This window comes from Zhongshania aliphaticivorans, assembly GCF_902705875.1.
Taxonomy (GTDB): Bacteria; Pseudomonadota; Gammaproteobacteria; order Pseudomonadales; family Spongiibacteraceae; genus Spongiibacter; species Spongiibacter aliphaticivorans_A.
Genome location: NZ_CACSIK010000002.1, coordinates 81,770 through 97,011 on the forward strand (window position 1 = coordinate 81,770; position 15,242 = coordinate 97,011).

The window sequence follows — 15,242 nt, forward strand, 5'->3', positions numbered from 1 at the left end:
CCAATGTGTGGGGGAAGTTATTTGTCATTAGAAAAAGGTGAATCCGACTTGAAATAGTTTTTCGACCATTTTGATTTTGCTTTTGTCTACGAGGAACAAAATTAAGTGATCCTCTGATTCTACTAATAAGTGGCTGTGTGCAATCATGACCTCTTCGCCCCGCACTAGCGCCCCAATACTAACGCCATCTGGCAATACAATTTCATCTAATCTTCGACCTACGACTTTTGATGATCGACTATCGCCATGTGCGATAATTTCTAGTGCCTCCGCAGCTCCTCGTCGCAGTGAGTGAACATTATAAATATCGCCGCGGCGGACATGGGTGAGCAAGCTACCAATGGTGATTTGCTGTGGTGAAATAGCAATATCGATGTCGCCGCCTTGCACCAAATCCACATAGGCAGGATTGGTGATTAGTGTAATGACTTTTTTCGCGCCCATTCGTTTAGCGAGCAATGAAGACATAATATTGGCTTCGTCATCATTGGTCAGCGCCAAGAAAACATCCGTTTCTTCTATGTTTTCCTGGGCAAGAAGGTCGTGGTCAGAGGCGCTGCCGTGTAACACAATGGCTTTGGACAATTGTTCGGACAACACTCTGCAGCGATCATAGCTGCGTTCAATGATTTTAACGCTATACCTGCTCTCTACCGCCCTTGCTAAGCGCTCACCAATATTACCGCCACCAGCAATAACGAGGCGTTTATAAGCAGTGTCTAGACGCCGTAATTCACTCATGACTGGCATTACGTTCTTTTTAGCCGCAATGAAGAAGACTTCGTCACCGGCTTCAACCACCGTGTCACCACTGGGAAGAATGGCAGTGCCTCGCCGGAATATAGCGGCTACACGGGTGTCGATGGTTGGCATGTGATCACGAATCGCTGAGAGTTCACTGCCCACCATGGGCCCACCATAGTAAGCTTTGACAGCAACTAGCTGTACCCTGCCGTCGGCAAAATCTAAAACTTGAAGGGATCCTGGGTATTGCAGTAAGCGCTTAATATAGCGGGTAACTAATTCTTCAGGGCTGATGAAAACATCGATGGGTATGGCGTCACAGCCGAACAACTTTTCGACGTTAGTGTAGGCATTGGACCGAATTCGCGAGATTTTAGTTGGCGTTCGAAACAAGGAGTAGGCTACTTGGCAGGCGACCATGTTTATTTCGTCGCTATTAGTGACGGCAATGAGCAGATCAGCATCTGCAGCACCTGCGCGAGCTAAGATATCTGGGTGTGATGCTTGCCCGGTGACGGTACCGATATCTAAGCGATCTTGAAGCTCCCGTAAACGTTCCGCATCTTTGTCAATAACGGTAATGTCGTTGTGTTCACTGGCGAGGTTGGCGGCTAGTGTGCCACCAACCTGTCCTGCGCCGAGAATAATGATTTTCATTGTTCGGAGTCGCCTGAGCTTCTGGTTATTGGGTCCGAGCTTGATAATCTCATTCTTGCAATATCAAGCACAGTACGGCCAAAAAAGGTAATTCTCACCAAGCCTGCCATTGTGCGGCGGCAAGGTGCGTCACTCAAGAGCAGAGCTCAGGATTTTTGTGAATTTTTGCGTAGAAGAAACCGTCATGGCCATCAACCTGTGGGAATAGTTGCCGTCCGCCTTTGCGATCCACGCCCCAGTCGGTGTTGATGGGCAGGAGTTCGGCGTTGTTGTGGCGAGCAATAAAGGCGGTTAATTGTTGTTCATTTTCTGCTGGAAGTAAGGAGCAGGTGGCGTACACAAAAATACCGTCTGGTGCGAGACATTGCCAGAGGGTATCTAGCAAGGTTGTTTGTAGTGCTACTAGTGGCTCAATATCTGAATCGAGCCGATTAAGTTTAATATCGGGATTGCGTCGAATAACACCTGTGGCAGAACAGGGTGCATCTAGCAGGATACGATCAAAATATTGACCATCCCACCAAGCATCGAGATCGCTCGCGTCGGCACTAACTAGCGTCGCGTTAAGATGGAGGCGATTGAGGTTGTCTTCAATGCGGCTGAGCCGCTGTTCATCGATGTCGAGCGCGACGACCTCGCTTAGCTCTGGTTGATGTTCTAGAATCGCTCCGGTTTTACCGCCAGGGGCGGCGCAAGCATCCAATACACGTTGGTTTGGCTTGAGCTCCAGCAGTGTTGTGCACAGTTGGGCTGCTTCATCTTGAACGCTGACATCCCCGTCGTGAAACCCTGGAAGTTTATCGACGTTACAGGCTTGTGCTAAGCGAATGCCCTGTTGGGCGAAATCGCAGGCACTGGCGCTAATATCAACTTGGTTTAACGCGTCTAAATACGTTGTGCGGCTAGTGTGTTGCTGATTAACGCGCAGGCAAAAAGGTGGGTGGGAATTACTGGCGGTGAGAATATCGTCAAGATTATCTGGCCAAGCGTTTTGTAATGAGTTGAATAACCACGCTGGAAAAGCGGCGCTTGCGGCGGGGCTTAGGGCGCTAAATAAACCATCCTGTTCCCGCTGGCAACGGCGCAAAATGGCGTTTGCCATGCCAGATGCCCATTTTTTCTTGAGTTTACGACAACCTTCAACACAGCTATTGATTGCCGCGTGGGGTGGAATACGGGTGTAGGAAAGCTGATAAGCACCGATGTAAATGAGCATTTTCACATCGCTGTCTTTGGCTTTGAGTGGCTTGCTGAAAAAGGGCTTTAGAGCGGCATCTAGCTTCCAGTAGAACCGCAGAGTGCCATAGCAAAGTTCGCGGTATAGTGAACGCTGAGCGGGGTCTAGTTCTTGCTCAATACGGGGTAAAACCCGAGCCAATGAGCTCCCCTCTTGCTCAATATTGGCCAGACAGCGGGCGGCGGCAACGCGGGGGCACTTCATGGTGTGTTAGACGGTGAGCCCAGCAGTGTGCTGGGGCTAAAGAGGTCTGCTTTAGCATTTAGAACATCACCAGCGGCTAACACTTTACCGCCAGGCATTTGTAAATCAAGAATTCGCAATACACCCTGCCCACAGGCAACGGTGATACCTGTTTTGTCTGCACTGAGAATCTCCCCAGGGTTAGCGTTATCGTGAGAAATGTCCAGTGGTTCAGCCCGCCAAATTTTTATACGTTCGTCTTTGGGATTGGCGGCAAAGCGGGTATAGCAGATAGGAAAGGGGTTAAAGGCGCGGATTTTTCGACCTAAGCTTACGGCGTCTTGTTGCCAATCAATAATAGCTTCTGGTTTAGCAATTTTTGATGCGTAGTTACTCAGGCTATCGTCTTGGGGCTGAGCTGTGGCTTGCCCTGCTGCCAGTGCGTTGACGGCTTGAATTAAGGCGGGGCCACCTATATCCGCTAAGCGTTTAAACAGGTCTGCTGCAGAGTCAGTAGTCTTGATCGCGCAGTTTACTTTGCTGATCATGTCTCCGGTATCGAGACCGGCATCCATTTGCATGATGGTAATACCGGTTTCTGAGTCACCCGCTTCGATGGCGCGTTGTATTGGCGCGGCGCCACGCCAGCGCGGTAACAGTGATCCATGAACGTTAATACAGCCTAGGCGGGGAATATCCAAAACACGTTGTGGTAGCAGTAGCCCGTAAGCAACCACGATCATTAAGTCTGCATTGTGACTGGCAAGTAATTCTTGATCCGCGATGTCTTTGAAATTTATGGGCTGATAAACCGGTAAGCCAGCAACTTCGGCGGTATGTTTTACGGCGCTGGGGAGTGTCTTTTTACCTCGACCAGCCGGCCGGTCGGGCTGACTATAGACGGCGACAATATCGTGAGAGCCATCGTCTATCAGCGCCTGCAAATGCTGTGCAGCAAAGTCCGGTGTGCCGGCAAAAATCAATCGTAGCGGAGTTGGCTTCATGAGGATTTTTGCTTGTGGAGTTTTTCCATTTTACCGCGAATTCGGTTGCGTTTTAGTGGTGAGATGTAGTCAACAAAGAGCTTACCTAAAAGGTGGTCCTTTTCGTGTTGAATACATACTGCAAGCAAGCCTTTTGGCTCCATTTCAAAGGCGGTGCCGTTACGATCTAAGGCCTTGACCTTAACGTGCTGCGGGCGCGTGACGGTCTCGTAGAAACCGGGTACTGACAGACAGCCTTCGTCGTATTCAAAGGTTTCACTGTCTATTACCGTGATTTCCGGGTTAATAAAAACCAGTGGTTCGCTGTGGTCTTCGCTAACATCAATAACAACAATTTGTTCGTGTACATTAACTTGGCTTGCAGCAAGGCCGATACCGGGGGCATCGTACATCGTCTCAAACATGTCGTCTATCAAGTTGCGAATGCGGTCATCAACGGTTTTAACTGGCTTAGCCACCGTTCGTAGTCGCGAGTCAGGAAATTCAAGAATTTCAAGTATAGCCATAGTAGTTCGTGATCATTTGTCGTGTAAGTTGTATAACTATTGCTAAGATAATGAATAAGTAGACATTTTGGTCTACAAATTATTCGCCTGTAGCGGTGTATCCTCTATATTATACAGAGAGCGCATAAGAAATGCCTGATTCTTGGCATGTTGCTGGCCGTTTAAAGAGTAATAGGATTTAATTATGAAGAACATGGTGTTGGGGCTTTGCCTTGGGCTGATGATGGCGTTAGCGCAAGCGGGTGATGTGCTTTCCCTGAAAGGGGGCCACCCGCAGACCTATGTGGTCCAAAAAGGCGATACCTTGTGGGACATATCAGCCATGTTTTTGAATGATCCTTGGTTTTGGCCAGAGTTGTGGCATTACAATCCTCAAGTTGAAAACCCGCATTTGATCTATCCGGGTGATGTTTTAACGCTGGTATGGGTGAATGGTAAGCCTATGTTGGTGAGAAATGCGGTTGATAATAGTGTTGTGAAATTAACGCCAGAAATGCGAATTTCTGATATTACTGACGCCATTCCAACCATTCCCCTAGACGTTATCGCGCCATTTTTGACTCGTAGCCGGGTTGTCACTGATGCAGAGCTGGAGCGGGCGCCCTATGTGCTTGCTGGCAAGCGAGGTAATATTGTTGCTGGTGCCGGTGATCAAATTTTAGGTCGCGGGGATTTTAGTGGTGATGAGACCTACGGTGTATACCGCCGAGGCCAAGTTTATCAGGACCCGATAACGGGTGAAGTGCTGGGGGTTGAGGCTACAGATATCGGCACCGCTAATTTACTGGCAACAGAAAAGGATGTTGCTACTTTAACCTTGAATCGCAGCACCCAAGAAATTCGTCGAGCAGATCGATTTTTACCCATGGAGGTGCGCCACCTACATGCTCGTTTTGAACCAAAGGCGCCGGTTGAAAACACCAATGGCTTTATAATCGCCGTCGATGGTGGTTTAACCCAAATAGGGAGTTTTGATGTTGTTACCTTAAACTTGGGGGCGAGAAACGAAATTCAAGCTGGGGATGTCATGGCGATTTACACCACCGGAGTGGTAGTTACCGACCCGCTGACTAATGAGCGAGTAAAAGCGCCTGATGTTCGCGCAGGCTTGTTAATGGTGTTCCGGAGTTTTGAGCGAGTTAGCTATGCCTTAGTACTAAAGGCAGAGCAGCCATTAACCGTAGGTGATAAAGTTAAGAACCCGTAAAATTAATTGCGGACCGCTAAAAGCGGTCCAGCCACGAGACGCAAGGATGCGAATGTGGAAATACTTGCCCGCCGCTGGCTTCAAGTTCAGCAATGTTTAGCGTTACCACCAGCTCACTTTAGACGACTGGTGTTAGCCAACCCTAGCCCGCACTTGATATTAGATTTACCGCTCCTCGAACTGGCGAAGCTAGGGATCAGTGCTAGCCAACGACGCGTCTTGGCTCAAGAGCTCTCTCTTTCCGGACATGGCTGGGTTGACGAGGCCTTGGCTAGCGCAGACGCTGATGTTCTGTGTTTTCACGATGATGATTACCCCGCTTTATTGAAAGAGATACATGATGCACCGCCATTGCTGTACTACCGAGGGCGCACGGAATTACTAAGGGGGGTATTGTTCTCTGTGGTGGGAAGCCGGCGACCCAGCCGTGCTGGAAGAGCAGATGCTCAAGCTTTTGCGACGGCACTGGGTAACGCTGGGTTTACAACCGTGAGCGGTATGGCGCTGGGTGTGGATACTGCCGCTCATATCGGTGCATTAATATCGCCGTCGTCGACGATTGCGGTGTTGGGTACAGGAGTAGACCAGTGTTATCCGAAAAGTAACCGGGTACTGTACGATCAAATTGCTTCAGAGGGTTTGTTGCTAAGCGAGTTTCCACTGGGCAGCCCGCCATTGAGACACCAATTTCCACGCCGCAATAGAATAATTAGTGGCATGAGCTTGGGTGTACTCGTGGTAGAGGCAGCTATTCACAGCGGGTCGCTAATTACCGCTCGTCAAGCGCTGGAGCAGAACCGAGAGGTATTTGCCATTCCAGGGTCAATTCACAACCCAGCAAGTCGCGGCTGTAACGCACTAATAAAGCAAGGCGCTAAGTTGGTCGATACTTTATCCGATATTATCGAAGAGTTTTCTGGCTGGGCCAATACAGACACTGCAACGGTTGGAGATCCGGAGAAGCTTGTCACTGAAGAGGTGGAATCTCGGGTATATGATGCCCTTGGCTACGAGCCAATATCTTTTGATGAAGTGGTCAATTTTTGCGGATTGAGTGTCGCAGATGCCCTAGCCGAACTTGGGGATTTAGAGCTAGGGGGCTGGGTAGAGCAGTATCGTGGCGGTTGGCAGCGAAGCCGCTAAGATGATTTACCCGACTTCACGTTGAGCATTCGCTGTGCATATGTGTAATTTTCGGCTCATCACAAGGTAAAAACAGGTATACTTTCGCCGCATTTTGTCGATTTAGCTAACTACAATGCGGATTTATGCCCTATGGCCTTATTAGACTCCTATCGTCTACGCCGTGCCGCAGCGTTGTTGCGAGCAGGTGCTGTTGTTAGTCACCCAACCGAAGCGGTGTGGGGCTTGGCCTGCGTGCCTTGGGATAACTCTGCGGTTAGCCATATTTTGAATATGAAAAATCGCGATCCCGCAAAGGGCTTGGTATTGGTGGCGGACAGTGTTGCGCGTTTCGATGCAGTGTTGCCAAATTTACCAGCAGCTATTCGTACACAAGTTGAAGCAAGTTGGCCCGGCCCACATACATGGGTGGTTCCTGATTTTGCTTGGGCGCCCTCTTGGATTAAAGGCGAACACCAAAGCGTAGCGATCAGAGTGAGTGATCACCCACTCACCTCGGCGCTATGTCGCGCGGCCAATACCTGTTTGGTCTCAACCTCTGCCAACCCTGCTGGCTGTGAACCAGCTAGAAACCAGCGCGAAGTACAGCGCTATTTTCGTTCTCAGGTGGACTACTATTTGCCGGGTCGCACAGGAGCCCGCGCACAGCCAACAGATATTTGTGATGCTCTAAGTGGCGAATATCTGCGAGGAGCTTAAAACGATATGAATGGTGCAGATATTTTTACTGTGGAGTACCGATGAAAAATATTGATATTGCTGCGGTTAAACAGTTTTTATTATCGCTACAAGATCGCATTTGCGAGCAGTTAGCCGCGGTTGATGGCCAAGCATCATTCGTTGAAGACGACTGGGGTCGGGGTCGCAGTCGAGTGATAAGCGATGGTGCAGTTTTTGAGAAAGGCGGGGTAAATTTTTCTCACGTGCAAGGCGATGCTATGCCAGGCACAGCCAGTGCGCACAGGCCAGAACTAGCGGGAAGAAGTTATCAGGCCATGGGGGTGTCATTAGTTATGCATCCGCAGAATCCCTATGTGCCTACAAGTCACGCTAACGTGCGATTTTTTGTTGCTGAAAAGCCCGGTGAAGATCCTGTTTGGTGGTTTGGTGGTGGTTATGACCTAACTCCTTATTATGGCTTTACCGAGGACTGTCGGCATTGGCATCAGGTAGCTAAAGATACTTGTGACCCGTTTGGTGAAGATGTTTATCCACAGTACAAAAAGTGGTGTGACGAATATTTTTATATGGGTCATCGCGATGAGGCCAGAGGTGTCGGGGGGCTGTTTTTCGATGATTTAAATGCGGGTGGTTTTGAGCGATGCTTTGCATTTATGCAGGCGGTGGGCAACTCATATACTCGGGCTTATGTGCCTATAGTTGAGCGCCGCAAAGACAGGGATTGGGGCGATCGTGAACGCCAATTTCAGCTATATCGCCGTGGCCGCTATGTTGAGTTTAATCTAGTGCATGACCGAGGAACCTTGTTTGGTTTGCAAAGTGGTGGTCGCACTGAATCAATTCTAATGTCGCTGCCGCCCTTAGTCAGATGGGAGTACAATTGGCATCCCGAGATAGGAAGTCCCGAAGCAGCTTTAACCGCAGAATTCTTGCCGGTTAGAGATTGGTTGTTACCGGAGTAATAAAGGCAGTAATCCTTGGTTATGGAAAATAAAGATCAGTATGCCGTGTATGGCAATCCTGTTAAGCATAGTAAGTCGCCGCAAATCCACGCGGCTTTTGCAGAGCAAACGGGGCAGAAACTGAATTATCGTGCTCATAAAGTTGAGTTAGAGCGCTTTGCTGAAGTGGCCAGTCAATTTTTTAGTCATGGCGGCAAGGGGCTAAATATTACAGCGCCTTTTAAGCTGGATGCGTTTAAGTTTGCTGACCAGCTAAGTGGTCGCGCTCGCCGTGCTGGGGCAGTTAATACCTTGGCATTGCAAGAAGATGGCAGCATATATGGCGATAATACCGACGGTGTGGGTTTGGTTCGCGATATTCATGACAACTTAGGTTGGGAGTTAAATGGGCGTCGGATTTTAGTGCTCGGCGCGGGGGGCGCAGCACGCGGAATTCTTGGTCCGGTGCTAAAACAGAAGCCAGCCCATGTACTTGTTGCCAATCGTACTGTGGAAAAAGCGCAGAATTTGGTCAAGTTGTTTGACGCCATGGGCGATGTTTCAGGTTGTAGTTATGAGGGCCTGATAGGCACCCAGTTTGATTTAATTATTAATGGCACCAGTGCGAGTATGACAGGGGATTTACCACCACTACCCCACCATATTTTGAGCAATGATGGCTGTGCTTACGACATGATGTATGGTCCAAAACCAACCCCATTTATGCGTTGGGCAGCCGCTGAAGCGGCGTGGGCAGTATCGGACGGTTTGGGAATGTTAGTTGAGCAGGCAGCGGAATCTTTTTGTATTTGGCGTGGTGTGCGTCCAGATACAAAGCCGGTTGTTGAGCTCATTCGTCAATCTTTGTCGGCGTAATAAAAACGCCGATGGCCTTGTTGGAAATTATTGTATGTTATTGACCGTTGTTGCCTTGGTCGTGGGTTTGGTTTTACTGGTGTGGAGTGCGGATCGCTTTGTGATTGGTGCATCGGCAACAGCCTCCATATTAGGCGTTTCACCTTTAGTGGTTGGCATCTTAATCGTGGGTATCGGGACCTCGGCTCCAGAGATGTTGGTTTCCGCTATTGCGGCTGCAGACGGTCAGCCAGGTTTGGCTGTAGGTAATGCGCTGGGTTCAAATATTACTAATATAGCCCTAATTTTAGGGTTTACCGCGCTATTAATTCCCCTAAAAGTGCAATCCAAATTGGTGACTCGTGAAATCCCGCTACTGATTTTGGTCATGCTGGTGGGGTATTTTCTGCTTTCCGATGGCGATTTAGGTTTTGTCGATGGAAGTATTTTGCTGATCGGTTTTGTGCTGGTAGTTGTCAGGCAAATATGGGAAGCAAAGCACAGCAAGGGCGATAGCATTGCGGCGGAATTTGAGGCCGAGATTCCGCGAGATATGCCTCTCAAAATTGCTTTGATGTGGTTGTTATTTGGCTTTGTATTATTGATCGCGTCGGCACGGGTTTTGGTTTGGTCTGCGGTTGAGATAGCTCAATTCTTTGGCCTTAGTGATCTGGTTATTGGTTTAACCGTTGTGGCGATTGGTACGAGCTTGCCGGAATTAGCGGCGTCTGTTGCCGCGGCGCGTAAAAATGAGCACGACATTGCCATAGGGAATGTGGTGGGCTCAAACCTATTCAATTTATTGGGGGTAATGGCGTTGCCTGGGGTAATAGCCCCCGGCGCCATTGATGCAGAAGTAATGAGTCGTGATTATCCGGTTATGTTGTTATTAACGGGAATCTTTTTTCTGGTCGCGTTTGGGCCGCGCAAAGCGAGACGAATTTCCCGTGTAGAAGGGGGGGGATTATTGGCAATGTACGTGGCCTACCTTCTCTATTTGCTCCATGATGCCGGTGTTTATTAAGAGCAGAGTTTATGTCGTACTCAATGCTGCAATATGGCGATCTTTTAGTTTGGCATAGTTTGCAGCGCTATAGCTAAAGTAGCTGTACTCCCCTTTGCTAAGTGCTCGTACCGGTTTAGCGGGACTGCCAACATAAAGCCAACCGCTGGCTAAGTGTTTACCGGGAGGAATTAATGAGTTGGCACCCACCACCACGTTGTCCTCAATGACAGCACCATCCATCACAATACTCCCCATGCCAATAAGCACACAATTGCCAATTGTGCAGCCGTGCAGCGTGACACTGTGAGCGACAGTCACTTCGTCACCAATTTGCAGTGGGTATCCTTCAGGATTGTAAGGGCCAGCATGAGTGATATGTAAAACGCTATTGTCTTGGATGCTGGTTTTGGCACCTATGGAGATACTATGCATATCGCCGCGCACCGTGGTATTTGGCCATATGGAACTATCATCGCCAATGCTGACATTACCGATAACAACCGCGCTGGGATCAATAAACACACGCTCACCAAGCTTTGGGTGGTGTTCCTCAAAGCGCCTGATAAATTGCTGTGGCCGGTAATTCATATAGCTCTCCATTTTGGTGTGTTTGTATAGCTTAACTGATTTCTAGCTTTTGGTAGTTAAAAGTCAATGAGCAGGCTTCGGGGCGCACCTAGATTTGATACACTGGCGGTATTGTTGATTTTTAGTTAATAAGGTCTTTTGCACCATGACGGCGAATAGTTTACCCATCTTTTCTACCCTAGATCCTCAGGCAATGGCGAAGGAATGCGAGGATATTTTAGCCAACGCGCGGCAGCAAGTGGCCTTAGTCGTGGCTGATAAAGCGCAGCCAAGCTGGCCAAATTTGATGGCTCCTTTGGAAGAGATAGACGATGCCATTGGTCGATTCTGGGCGCCTATGAGCCATTTACACAGTGTTATTAGTGGCGACGCTTGGCGAGCAGCATACAGTGCTTGTTTGCCTTTACTTACCGCCTATAACAGTGAAATGGGACAAAACCGGCCACTATATGACCGAGTTCAAGTGTTTGCCGATAGCGCTGAATTTATGACCTTGAGTGGTCCTCAGCAACAAGCTGTACGCAATATGCTACGTGATTTTAAATTGTCTGGTGTTGCTTTAGATGGGGATAATGCAAGTCGTTTTGCTGAAATACAGCAGCGTTTGAGTGAGCTATCAACGACGTTTTCAAATCATGTGCTTGACGCGACGGATGGTTGGGAAAAAATCATTGAGAATGTCGATGACTTAGCTGGCGTGCCAGATACGGTGCTGGATAATTTGAAGGAGGCGGCCAAAGCTAAAGGCATAGATGGGTATCGTTTGAGCCTTGATATCCCCACCTATTTACCTCTTATGCAATATGCGGATAACCGTGAATTGCGAAAGGAAATGTACACAGCTTATGTAACTAGGGCGTCATCACTCGGTCCGCAGGCTGAGCAGTGGGACAACGGACCGCTAATGGTTGAGATTTCTCAGCTTCGCCATGAAATGGCGCAATTACTAGGATTTGAGCATTATTCTGATTATTCCATTGCGAGTAAGATGGCTGAATCGAGTCAGCAAGTGATTGATTTTCTCGAGGAGCTAGCGTCTGCCAGTCAAGCTGTTGCAAAACAAGAATTTGAAGAACTCGCCGTTTTTGCTGCCCAGCATGGGGTTACAGACTTAAATGCATGGGATGTACCGTACTACAGCGAAAAGCTAAAAGAAGCCTCATTTACACTTTCTCAAGAAGCGTTGCGACCTTATTTTCCAGCAGAAAAAGTGATCAGTGGTTTATTTAAAATCACTGGTCAGCTGTTTGATATTGAAATAAGCGCCATTGAAGATGTTGATTTGTGGCATAAAGACGCCCAGTGCTATCGCATTTCACGAAGTGGTGAAGTACTTGCCCACTTCTATTTGGATTTATATGCGCGAGCAAATAAACGCGGTGGTGCATGGATGGCAAATGCGCGTGGTAGACGCCTACTCAATGACGGCAGCGCGCAACAACCCGTTGCATTTTTGGTTTGCAATTTTTCGCCGCCGACAAGCGAGCGCCCTTCCCTACTTACTCACAATGAAGTGACAACGCTATTTCATGAGTTTGGTCATGGTCTGCATCACATGCTGACAAAAATTGACTGCCTAAGTGTTGCGGGCATTAGTGGAGTTGCTTGGGATGCGGTGGAGCTTCCTAGCCAGTTTTTGGAAAACTGGTGTTGGGAGAAATCAGTTATCCCAGATATTTCTTCACATTATCAAACCGGCGAAGCACTACCGACGGACATGTTAGAGAAATTACTGGCAGCAAAAAACTTCCAGTCAGGAATGCAAATGTTACGTCAGATAGAGTTTTCGCTATTTGATTTTAAATTACATATGCAGCCTGATATTCGTGATGAGGCCGACATTGATACCATGATCAATACGGTGCGAGATCAAGTGGCGGTTTTCCTACCACCAGCTTTTAATCGCTTTCAAAATAGTTTCTCTCATATATTTGCGGGTGGTTATGCGGCAGGATACTACAGCTATAAATGGGCAGAGGTGTTATCAGCCGATGCTTTCTCGCTATTCGAAGAGTGTGGCGTGATGAGTAAAGAAATTGGCCAAAAATTTCGCACCGAGATACTCGAGCGCGGAGGAGCTGAAGACGCCGATGTTCTATTTAAAAACTTCCGTGGCCGAGCGCCGGCCAATGATGCCCTATTGCGACATTCGGGTATTGCTGTTGCAAAAGGAGAGTAATCGTGGCGACCGTATTTAATCAGCGGCGTTTTATCGCCGGCGCCGTTTGTCCAAAGTGTGCTGAGATGGATAAAACCGTGATGTATCGGGTTTCTGAGTTAGAACAGATTCGTGAATGTGTTCGCTGTGGTTTTAAAGAATCTATTCGTGACGACACGGGAAAAATACAAGAGCCGGAAACACGTGTGAATCAGCCTAGGCCCGGCGAAGAAGTTTTGTCACATGAGGATGAAGTTAAAATCGTGTCGCTTATCGATCCCCGTGATGGCCGACATCGTAGCGATCATTGAGGAATAATACCTATTTCTTAATACTTGGGAACGCAAACTCCGTGATCTTGCCTATACTTATCTAACGTATTCGCGGAGAACATATCATGCTGGAGTTGTTGCAGCTTCCCTTTCCACATGTTGTTGGTGTAAGGGTATCTGGCAAAATAAACCACACTGATATCGACCTTATTTTGCAGGAGGTCGAGCATAAATTACTTGAAGAAGATAATTTAAATATTTTTATTGAGCTAGATCACTTTGAAGGATTTACGGCAAGGGGATGGCTTAAGGAAATGCGGTTTTTAGCTAAATATATTAATCGTTTTACCCGTACGGCTATCCTCGGTGAGCCTCGCTGGTTTAATCGCGGCTCGACATTTATTACTCGAATATTTCCCAATATTGAAATTGAGCACTTTATTCCTCTGCAAAGGGATGAGGCGTTAATTTGGGTGAGCGAGCGTGATGTAGCTACGTTTGGATAAAGCCATAAGGTTAATACAGCCGTTAATTGGGAATCTGAGTAGACACCACGAAGGAAATGCCGCCGGAAACCATGATGGTTACCGGCGGTAAGTAGCGGGTTTATTTAATCTGGCTAAAGGTTAAGCCAGAATACATTTTTAAGCGTTCTATTAGTTTATTGCCAAAGCAGCTAGCTGGGGTAAGTAGACCACCCGCAACGTCTTCCTTGTCGATATCGCGGGCGAGGCAAATACTGGCTTGGCCAAGCATCTTAGCGGTAGAGCCATATCCTGGGTCGCGATCACCGGTAACGCGGCATTGTATTTTTTTGCCAGAGGCCGTTTTCCCGTAAAAGAGTAAGTCGTAAAAGCCATTTTCCTGTTCTTGTGGGCTGGGTCCTTCTCCTGGGGACGGCAGGACGCGGGAAAGTACCCAGCGTCCTGGCTTGATGCTAGCGGTCAGCATGAAGCCTGCTAGCCCGCCGCCAACTGCCCCTGCTCGTAATCTGCCGCTAAACCCTTTTCCGACCATCATGGCTTCATCATATAAAAAGGGTTTTGAATAACTTTCTTTTAATAATGAGTTGGAGCGTTGCACAATTCGAGTGTTGATCGCCGCCATAATAAACGGCGTTGTCCAGCTACCAGAAAGCGTATCAAATTGCGCTAAGCCGGTATTTACTTGTCGAGTCTTACTGGATTCGTCCACACAAAGTGAATACGGGTCGGCCATTTCCTTGCGAAGCGCTGCATCGTTAGAGGCTTCTTTCATCACATTCATTAAACTGGCAAAGGTACCACCTGATAAACCGCCTTTGACAGCTTTTACACGCATACTAACTTCGCTACAGGTTTCGTTGAAATTGGCCTTACTTTGTTCTTGGGTGTAATAGACACCTAAATCAGAGGGGATGGAGTCGAAACCGCAGCAATTTACAATGCGTGCTCCAGATGCTTTGGCGGCGCCATCGTATCGCTCAACCATTTTCCTAATCCACTGAACCTCACCAGTAAGATCGCAATAATCGGTGCCGGTCTCAGCACAGATTTTTACCAAGGGCTCGCCGTAAAGGGCATAAGGGCCAACGGTGGTCGTGACTACGCGGGTTTTTGCACACAGTGAACGCAATGCATTTTCATCGGAGGCATCTGCAACAATAATATCTAAATCAGATTTATTGAGTTTGGCTTTTACCGCCTCTAGTTTGGCGGCAGACCGGCCTGCAATTGCCCACCGTAGAGCGGGTTCTTCTCGGTTTTTGCTTAAGTATTGGCACAGAATTTCGCCAACAAAGCTGCTGGCACCAAAAACAATAATGTCGTAAGTACTCTGTGTCATGGGTCTCCCCTATTCAATGAATGGTTTATGCAGGCTAAAAGTTATGATTTATGTGTTAGAGCTTAGCACTATTTGATCACTGTAAACATTGATTGGGAGTGGGCATTAATCACTAAGTTTAGTCGATTGTGGCTAGCTGGGGTGCTATTGGTAATGTGGAGTGTTTTTCTTACAGTTACCCCGATCTAGGTCGTCAAGGATTTTTTCACACTCTTGTAGGCGCCATTCTCTAGATT

General features: G+C 48.0%; 15 protein-coding genes. 9 read left to right on the forward strand and 6 right to left on the reverse strand.

What is annotated here, in order from left to right; all coding sequences use genetic code 11:
• Positions 1-27 precede the first annotated feature (27 nt).
• The 4 genes from trkA to def form a co-directional block, all read right to left on the reverse strand.
• Entirely contained in the window at positions 28-1,446 is a 1,419-nt protein-coding gene (trkA, locus tag AELLOGFF_RS13820) for a Trk system potassium transporter TrkA (protein ID WP_268818568.1), read from the reverse strand.
• 88 nt (positions 1,447-1,534) lie between these two features.
• A complete protein-coding gene (gene rsmB / locus AELLOGFF_RS13825; RefSeq protein WP_159269491.1) occupies positions 1,535-2,842 on the reverse strand; it encodes a 16S rRNA (cytosine(967)-C(5))-methyltransferase RsmB in 1,308 nt (435 codons plus the stop codon).
• Positions 2,839-3,825, reverse strand: coding sequence for a methionyl-tRNA formyltransferase (fmt, locus tag AELLOGFF_RS13830; RefSeq protein ID WP_159269492.1), 987 nt, complete (start codon positions 3,823-3,825; stop codon positions 2,839-2,841). Before fmt ends, rsmB begins: the two co-directional genes overlap by 4 nt.
• Positions 3,822-4,331: a peptide deformylase gene (gene def / locus AELLOGFF_RS13835; RefSeq protein WP_159269493.1), complete on the reverse strand. Its 510-nt coding sequence runs from the start codon at positions 4,329-4,331 to the stop codon at positions 3,822-3,824. Before def ends, fmt begins: the two co-directional genes overlap by 4 nt.
• A gap of 184 nt (positions 4,332-4,515) precedes the next feature.
• On the opposite strand from def, the gene AELLOGFF_RS13840 reads away from it, so the two are divergent.
• The 6 genes from AELLOGFF_RS13840 (at position 4,516) to AELLOGFF_RS13865 (ending at position 10,182) form a co-directional block, all read left to right on the forward strand.
• Positions 4,516-5,538, forward strand: coding sequence for a LysM peptidoglycan-binding domain-containing protein (locus tag AELLOGFF_RS13840; protein WP_159269494.1), 1,023 nt, complete (start codon positions 4,516-4,518; stop codon positions 5,536-5,538).
• Positions 5,539-5,592: 54 nt separating this feature from the next.
• Positions 5,593-6,681 carry a DNA-processing protein DprA gene (dprA, locus tag AELLOGFF_RS13845; protein ID WP_159269495.1) on the forward strand — a complete coding sequence of 363 codons (1,089 nt, stop codon included), beginning with the start codon at positions 5,593-5,595 and terminating at the stop codon, positions 6,679-6,681.
• 132 nt (positions 6,682-6,813) lie between these two features.
• Positions 6,814-7,380: an L-threonylcarbamoyladenylate synthase gene (locus AELLOGFF_RS13850; RefSeq protein ID WP_159269496.1), complete on the forward strand. Its 567-nt coding sequence runs from the start codon at positions 6,814-6,816 to the stop codon at positions 7,378-7,380.
• Between the two features lie 41 nt (positions 7,381-7,421).
• Entirely contained in the window at positions 7,422-8,324 is a 903-nt protein-coding gene (gene hemF, locus AELLOGFF_RS13855) for an oxygen-dependent coproporphyrinogen oxidase (RefSeq protein WP_159269497.1), read from the forward strand.
• Between the two features lie 21 nt (positions 8,325-8,345).
• A complete protein-coding gene (aroE, locus tag AELLOGFF_RS13860; RefSeq protein WP_159269498.1) occupies positions 8,346-9,179 on the forward strand; it encodes a shikimate dehydrogenase in 834 nt (277 codons plus the stop codon).
• 34 nt (positions 9,180-9,213) lie between these two features.
• Positions 9,214-10,182 carry a calcium/sodium antiporter gene (locus AELLOGFF_RS13865; protein ID WP_159269499.1) on the forward strand — a complete coding sequence of 323 codons (969 nt, stop codon included), beginning with the start codon at positions 9,214-9,216 and terminating at the stop codon, positions 10,180-10,182.
• Between the two features lie 9 nt (positions 10,183-10,191).
• Here AELLOGFF_RS13865 and AELLOGFF_RS13870 read toward each other — a convergent pair whose 3' ends face one another.
• Positions 10,192-10,752 carry a gamma carbonic anhydrase family protein gene (locus AELLOGFF_RS13870; RefSeq protein ID WP_159269500.1) on the reverse strand — a complete coding sequence of 187 codons (561 nt, stop codon included), beginning with the start codon at positions 10,750-10,752 and terminating at the stop codon, positions 10,192-10,194.
• A 145-nt stretch (positions 10,753-10,897) separates the two neighbouring features.
• Between AELLOGFF_RS13870 and AELLOGFF_RS13875 the strand changes: the two genes are divergently transcribed.
• The 3 genes from AELLOGFF_RS13875 to AELLOGFF_RS13885 all read left to right on the forward strand — a co-directional run bounded on the left by AELLOGFF_RS13875 (position 10,898) and on the right by AELLOGFF_RS13885 (position 13,688).
• Positions 10,898-12,931 (forward strand): M3 family metallopeptidase, encoded by a 2,034-nt coding sequence (locus AELLOGFF_RS13875; RefSeq protein WP_159269501.1) that lies wholly within the window; start codon positions 10,898-10,900, stop codon positions 12,929-12,931.
• Positions 12,932-12,933: 2 nt separating this feature from the next.
• Positions 12,934-13,221, forward strand: a complete 288-nt coding sequence (locus AELLOGFF_RS13880) for a YheV family putative zinc ribbon protein (RefSeq protein ID WP_159269502.1) — start codon at positions 12,934-12,936, stop codon at positions 13,219-13,221.
• A gap of 86 nt (positions 13,222-13,307) precedes the next feature.
• Positions 13,308-13,688 (forward strand): STAS/SEC14 domain-containing protein, encoded by a 381-nt coding sequence (locus tag AELLOGFF_RS13885; RefSeq protein WP_159269503.1) that lies wholly within the window; start codon positions 13,308-13,310, stop codon positions 13,686-13,688.
• A gap of 100 nt (positions 13,689-13,788) precedes the next feature.
• Here the strand turns inward: AELLOGFF_RS13885 and AELLOGFF_RS13890 are convergent, their stop codons facing one another.
• Complete coding sequence (locus AELLOGFF_RS13890) at positions 13,789-15,006, reverse strand: saccharopine dehydrogenase family protein (protein ID WP_159269504.1); 1,218 nt, start codon at positions 15,004-15,006, stop codon at positions 13,789-13,791.
• Between the last annotated feature and the right edge of the window lie 236 nt (positions 15,007-15,242).

Coding starts and splice junctions, on each gene's coding strand:
- def (WP_159269493.1), bottom strand. CDS start 4,331: ATGGCTATACTTGAAATTCTTGAATTTCCTGACTCGCGACTACGAACG.
- AELLOGFF_RS13875 (WP_159269501.1), top strand. CDS start 10,898: ATGACGGCGAATAGTTTACCCATCTTTTCTACCCTAGATCCTCAGGCA.
- fmt (WP_159269492.1), bottom strand. CDS start 3,825: ATGAAGCCAACTCCGCTACGATTGATTTTTGCCGGCACACCGGACTTT.
- AELLOGFF_RS13850 (WP_159269496.1), top strand. CDS start 6,814: ATGGCCTTATTAGACTCCTATCGTCTACGCCGTGCCGCAGCGTTGTTG.
- AELLOGFF_RS13870 (WP_159269500.1), bottom strand. CDS start 10,752: ATGAATTACCGGCCACAGCAATTTATCAGGCGCTTTGAGGAACACCAC.
- hemF (WP_159269497.1), top strand. CDS start 7,422: ATGAAAAATATTGATATTGCTGCGGTTAAACAGTTTTTATTATCGCTA.
- AELLOGFF_RS13885 (WP_159269503.1), top strand. CDS start 13,308: ATGCTGGAGTTGTTGCAGCTTCCCTTTCCACATGTTGTTGGTGTAAGG.
- aroE (WP_159269498.1), top strand. CDS start 8,346: ATGGAAAATAAAGATCAGTATGCCGTGTATGGCAATCCTGTTAAGCAT.
- AELLOGFF_RS13865 (WP_159269499.1), top strand. CDS start 9,214: ATGTTATTGACCGTTGTTGCCTTGGTCGTGGGTTTGGTTTTACTGGTG.
- AELLOGFF_RS13840 (WP_159269494.1), top strand. CDS start 4,516: ATGAAGAACATGGTGTTGGGGCTTTGCCTTGGGCTGATGATGGCGTTA.
- AELLOGFF_RS13890 (WP_159269504.1), bottom strand. CDS start 15,006: ATGACACAGAGTACTTACGACATTATTGTTTTTGGTGCCAGCAGCTTT.
- rsmB (WP_159269491.1), bottom strand. CDS start 2,842: ATGAAGTGCCCCCGCGTTGCCGCCGCCCGCTGTCTGGCCAATATTGAG.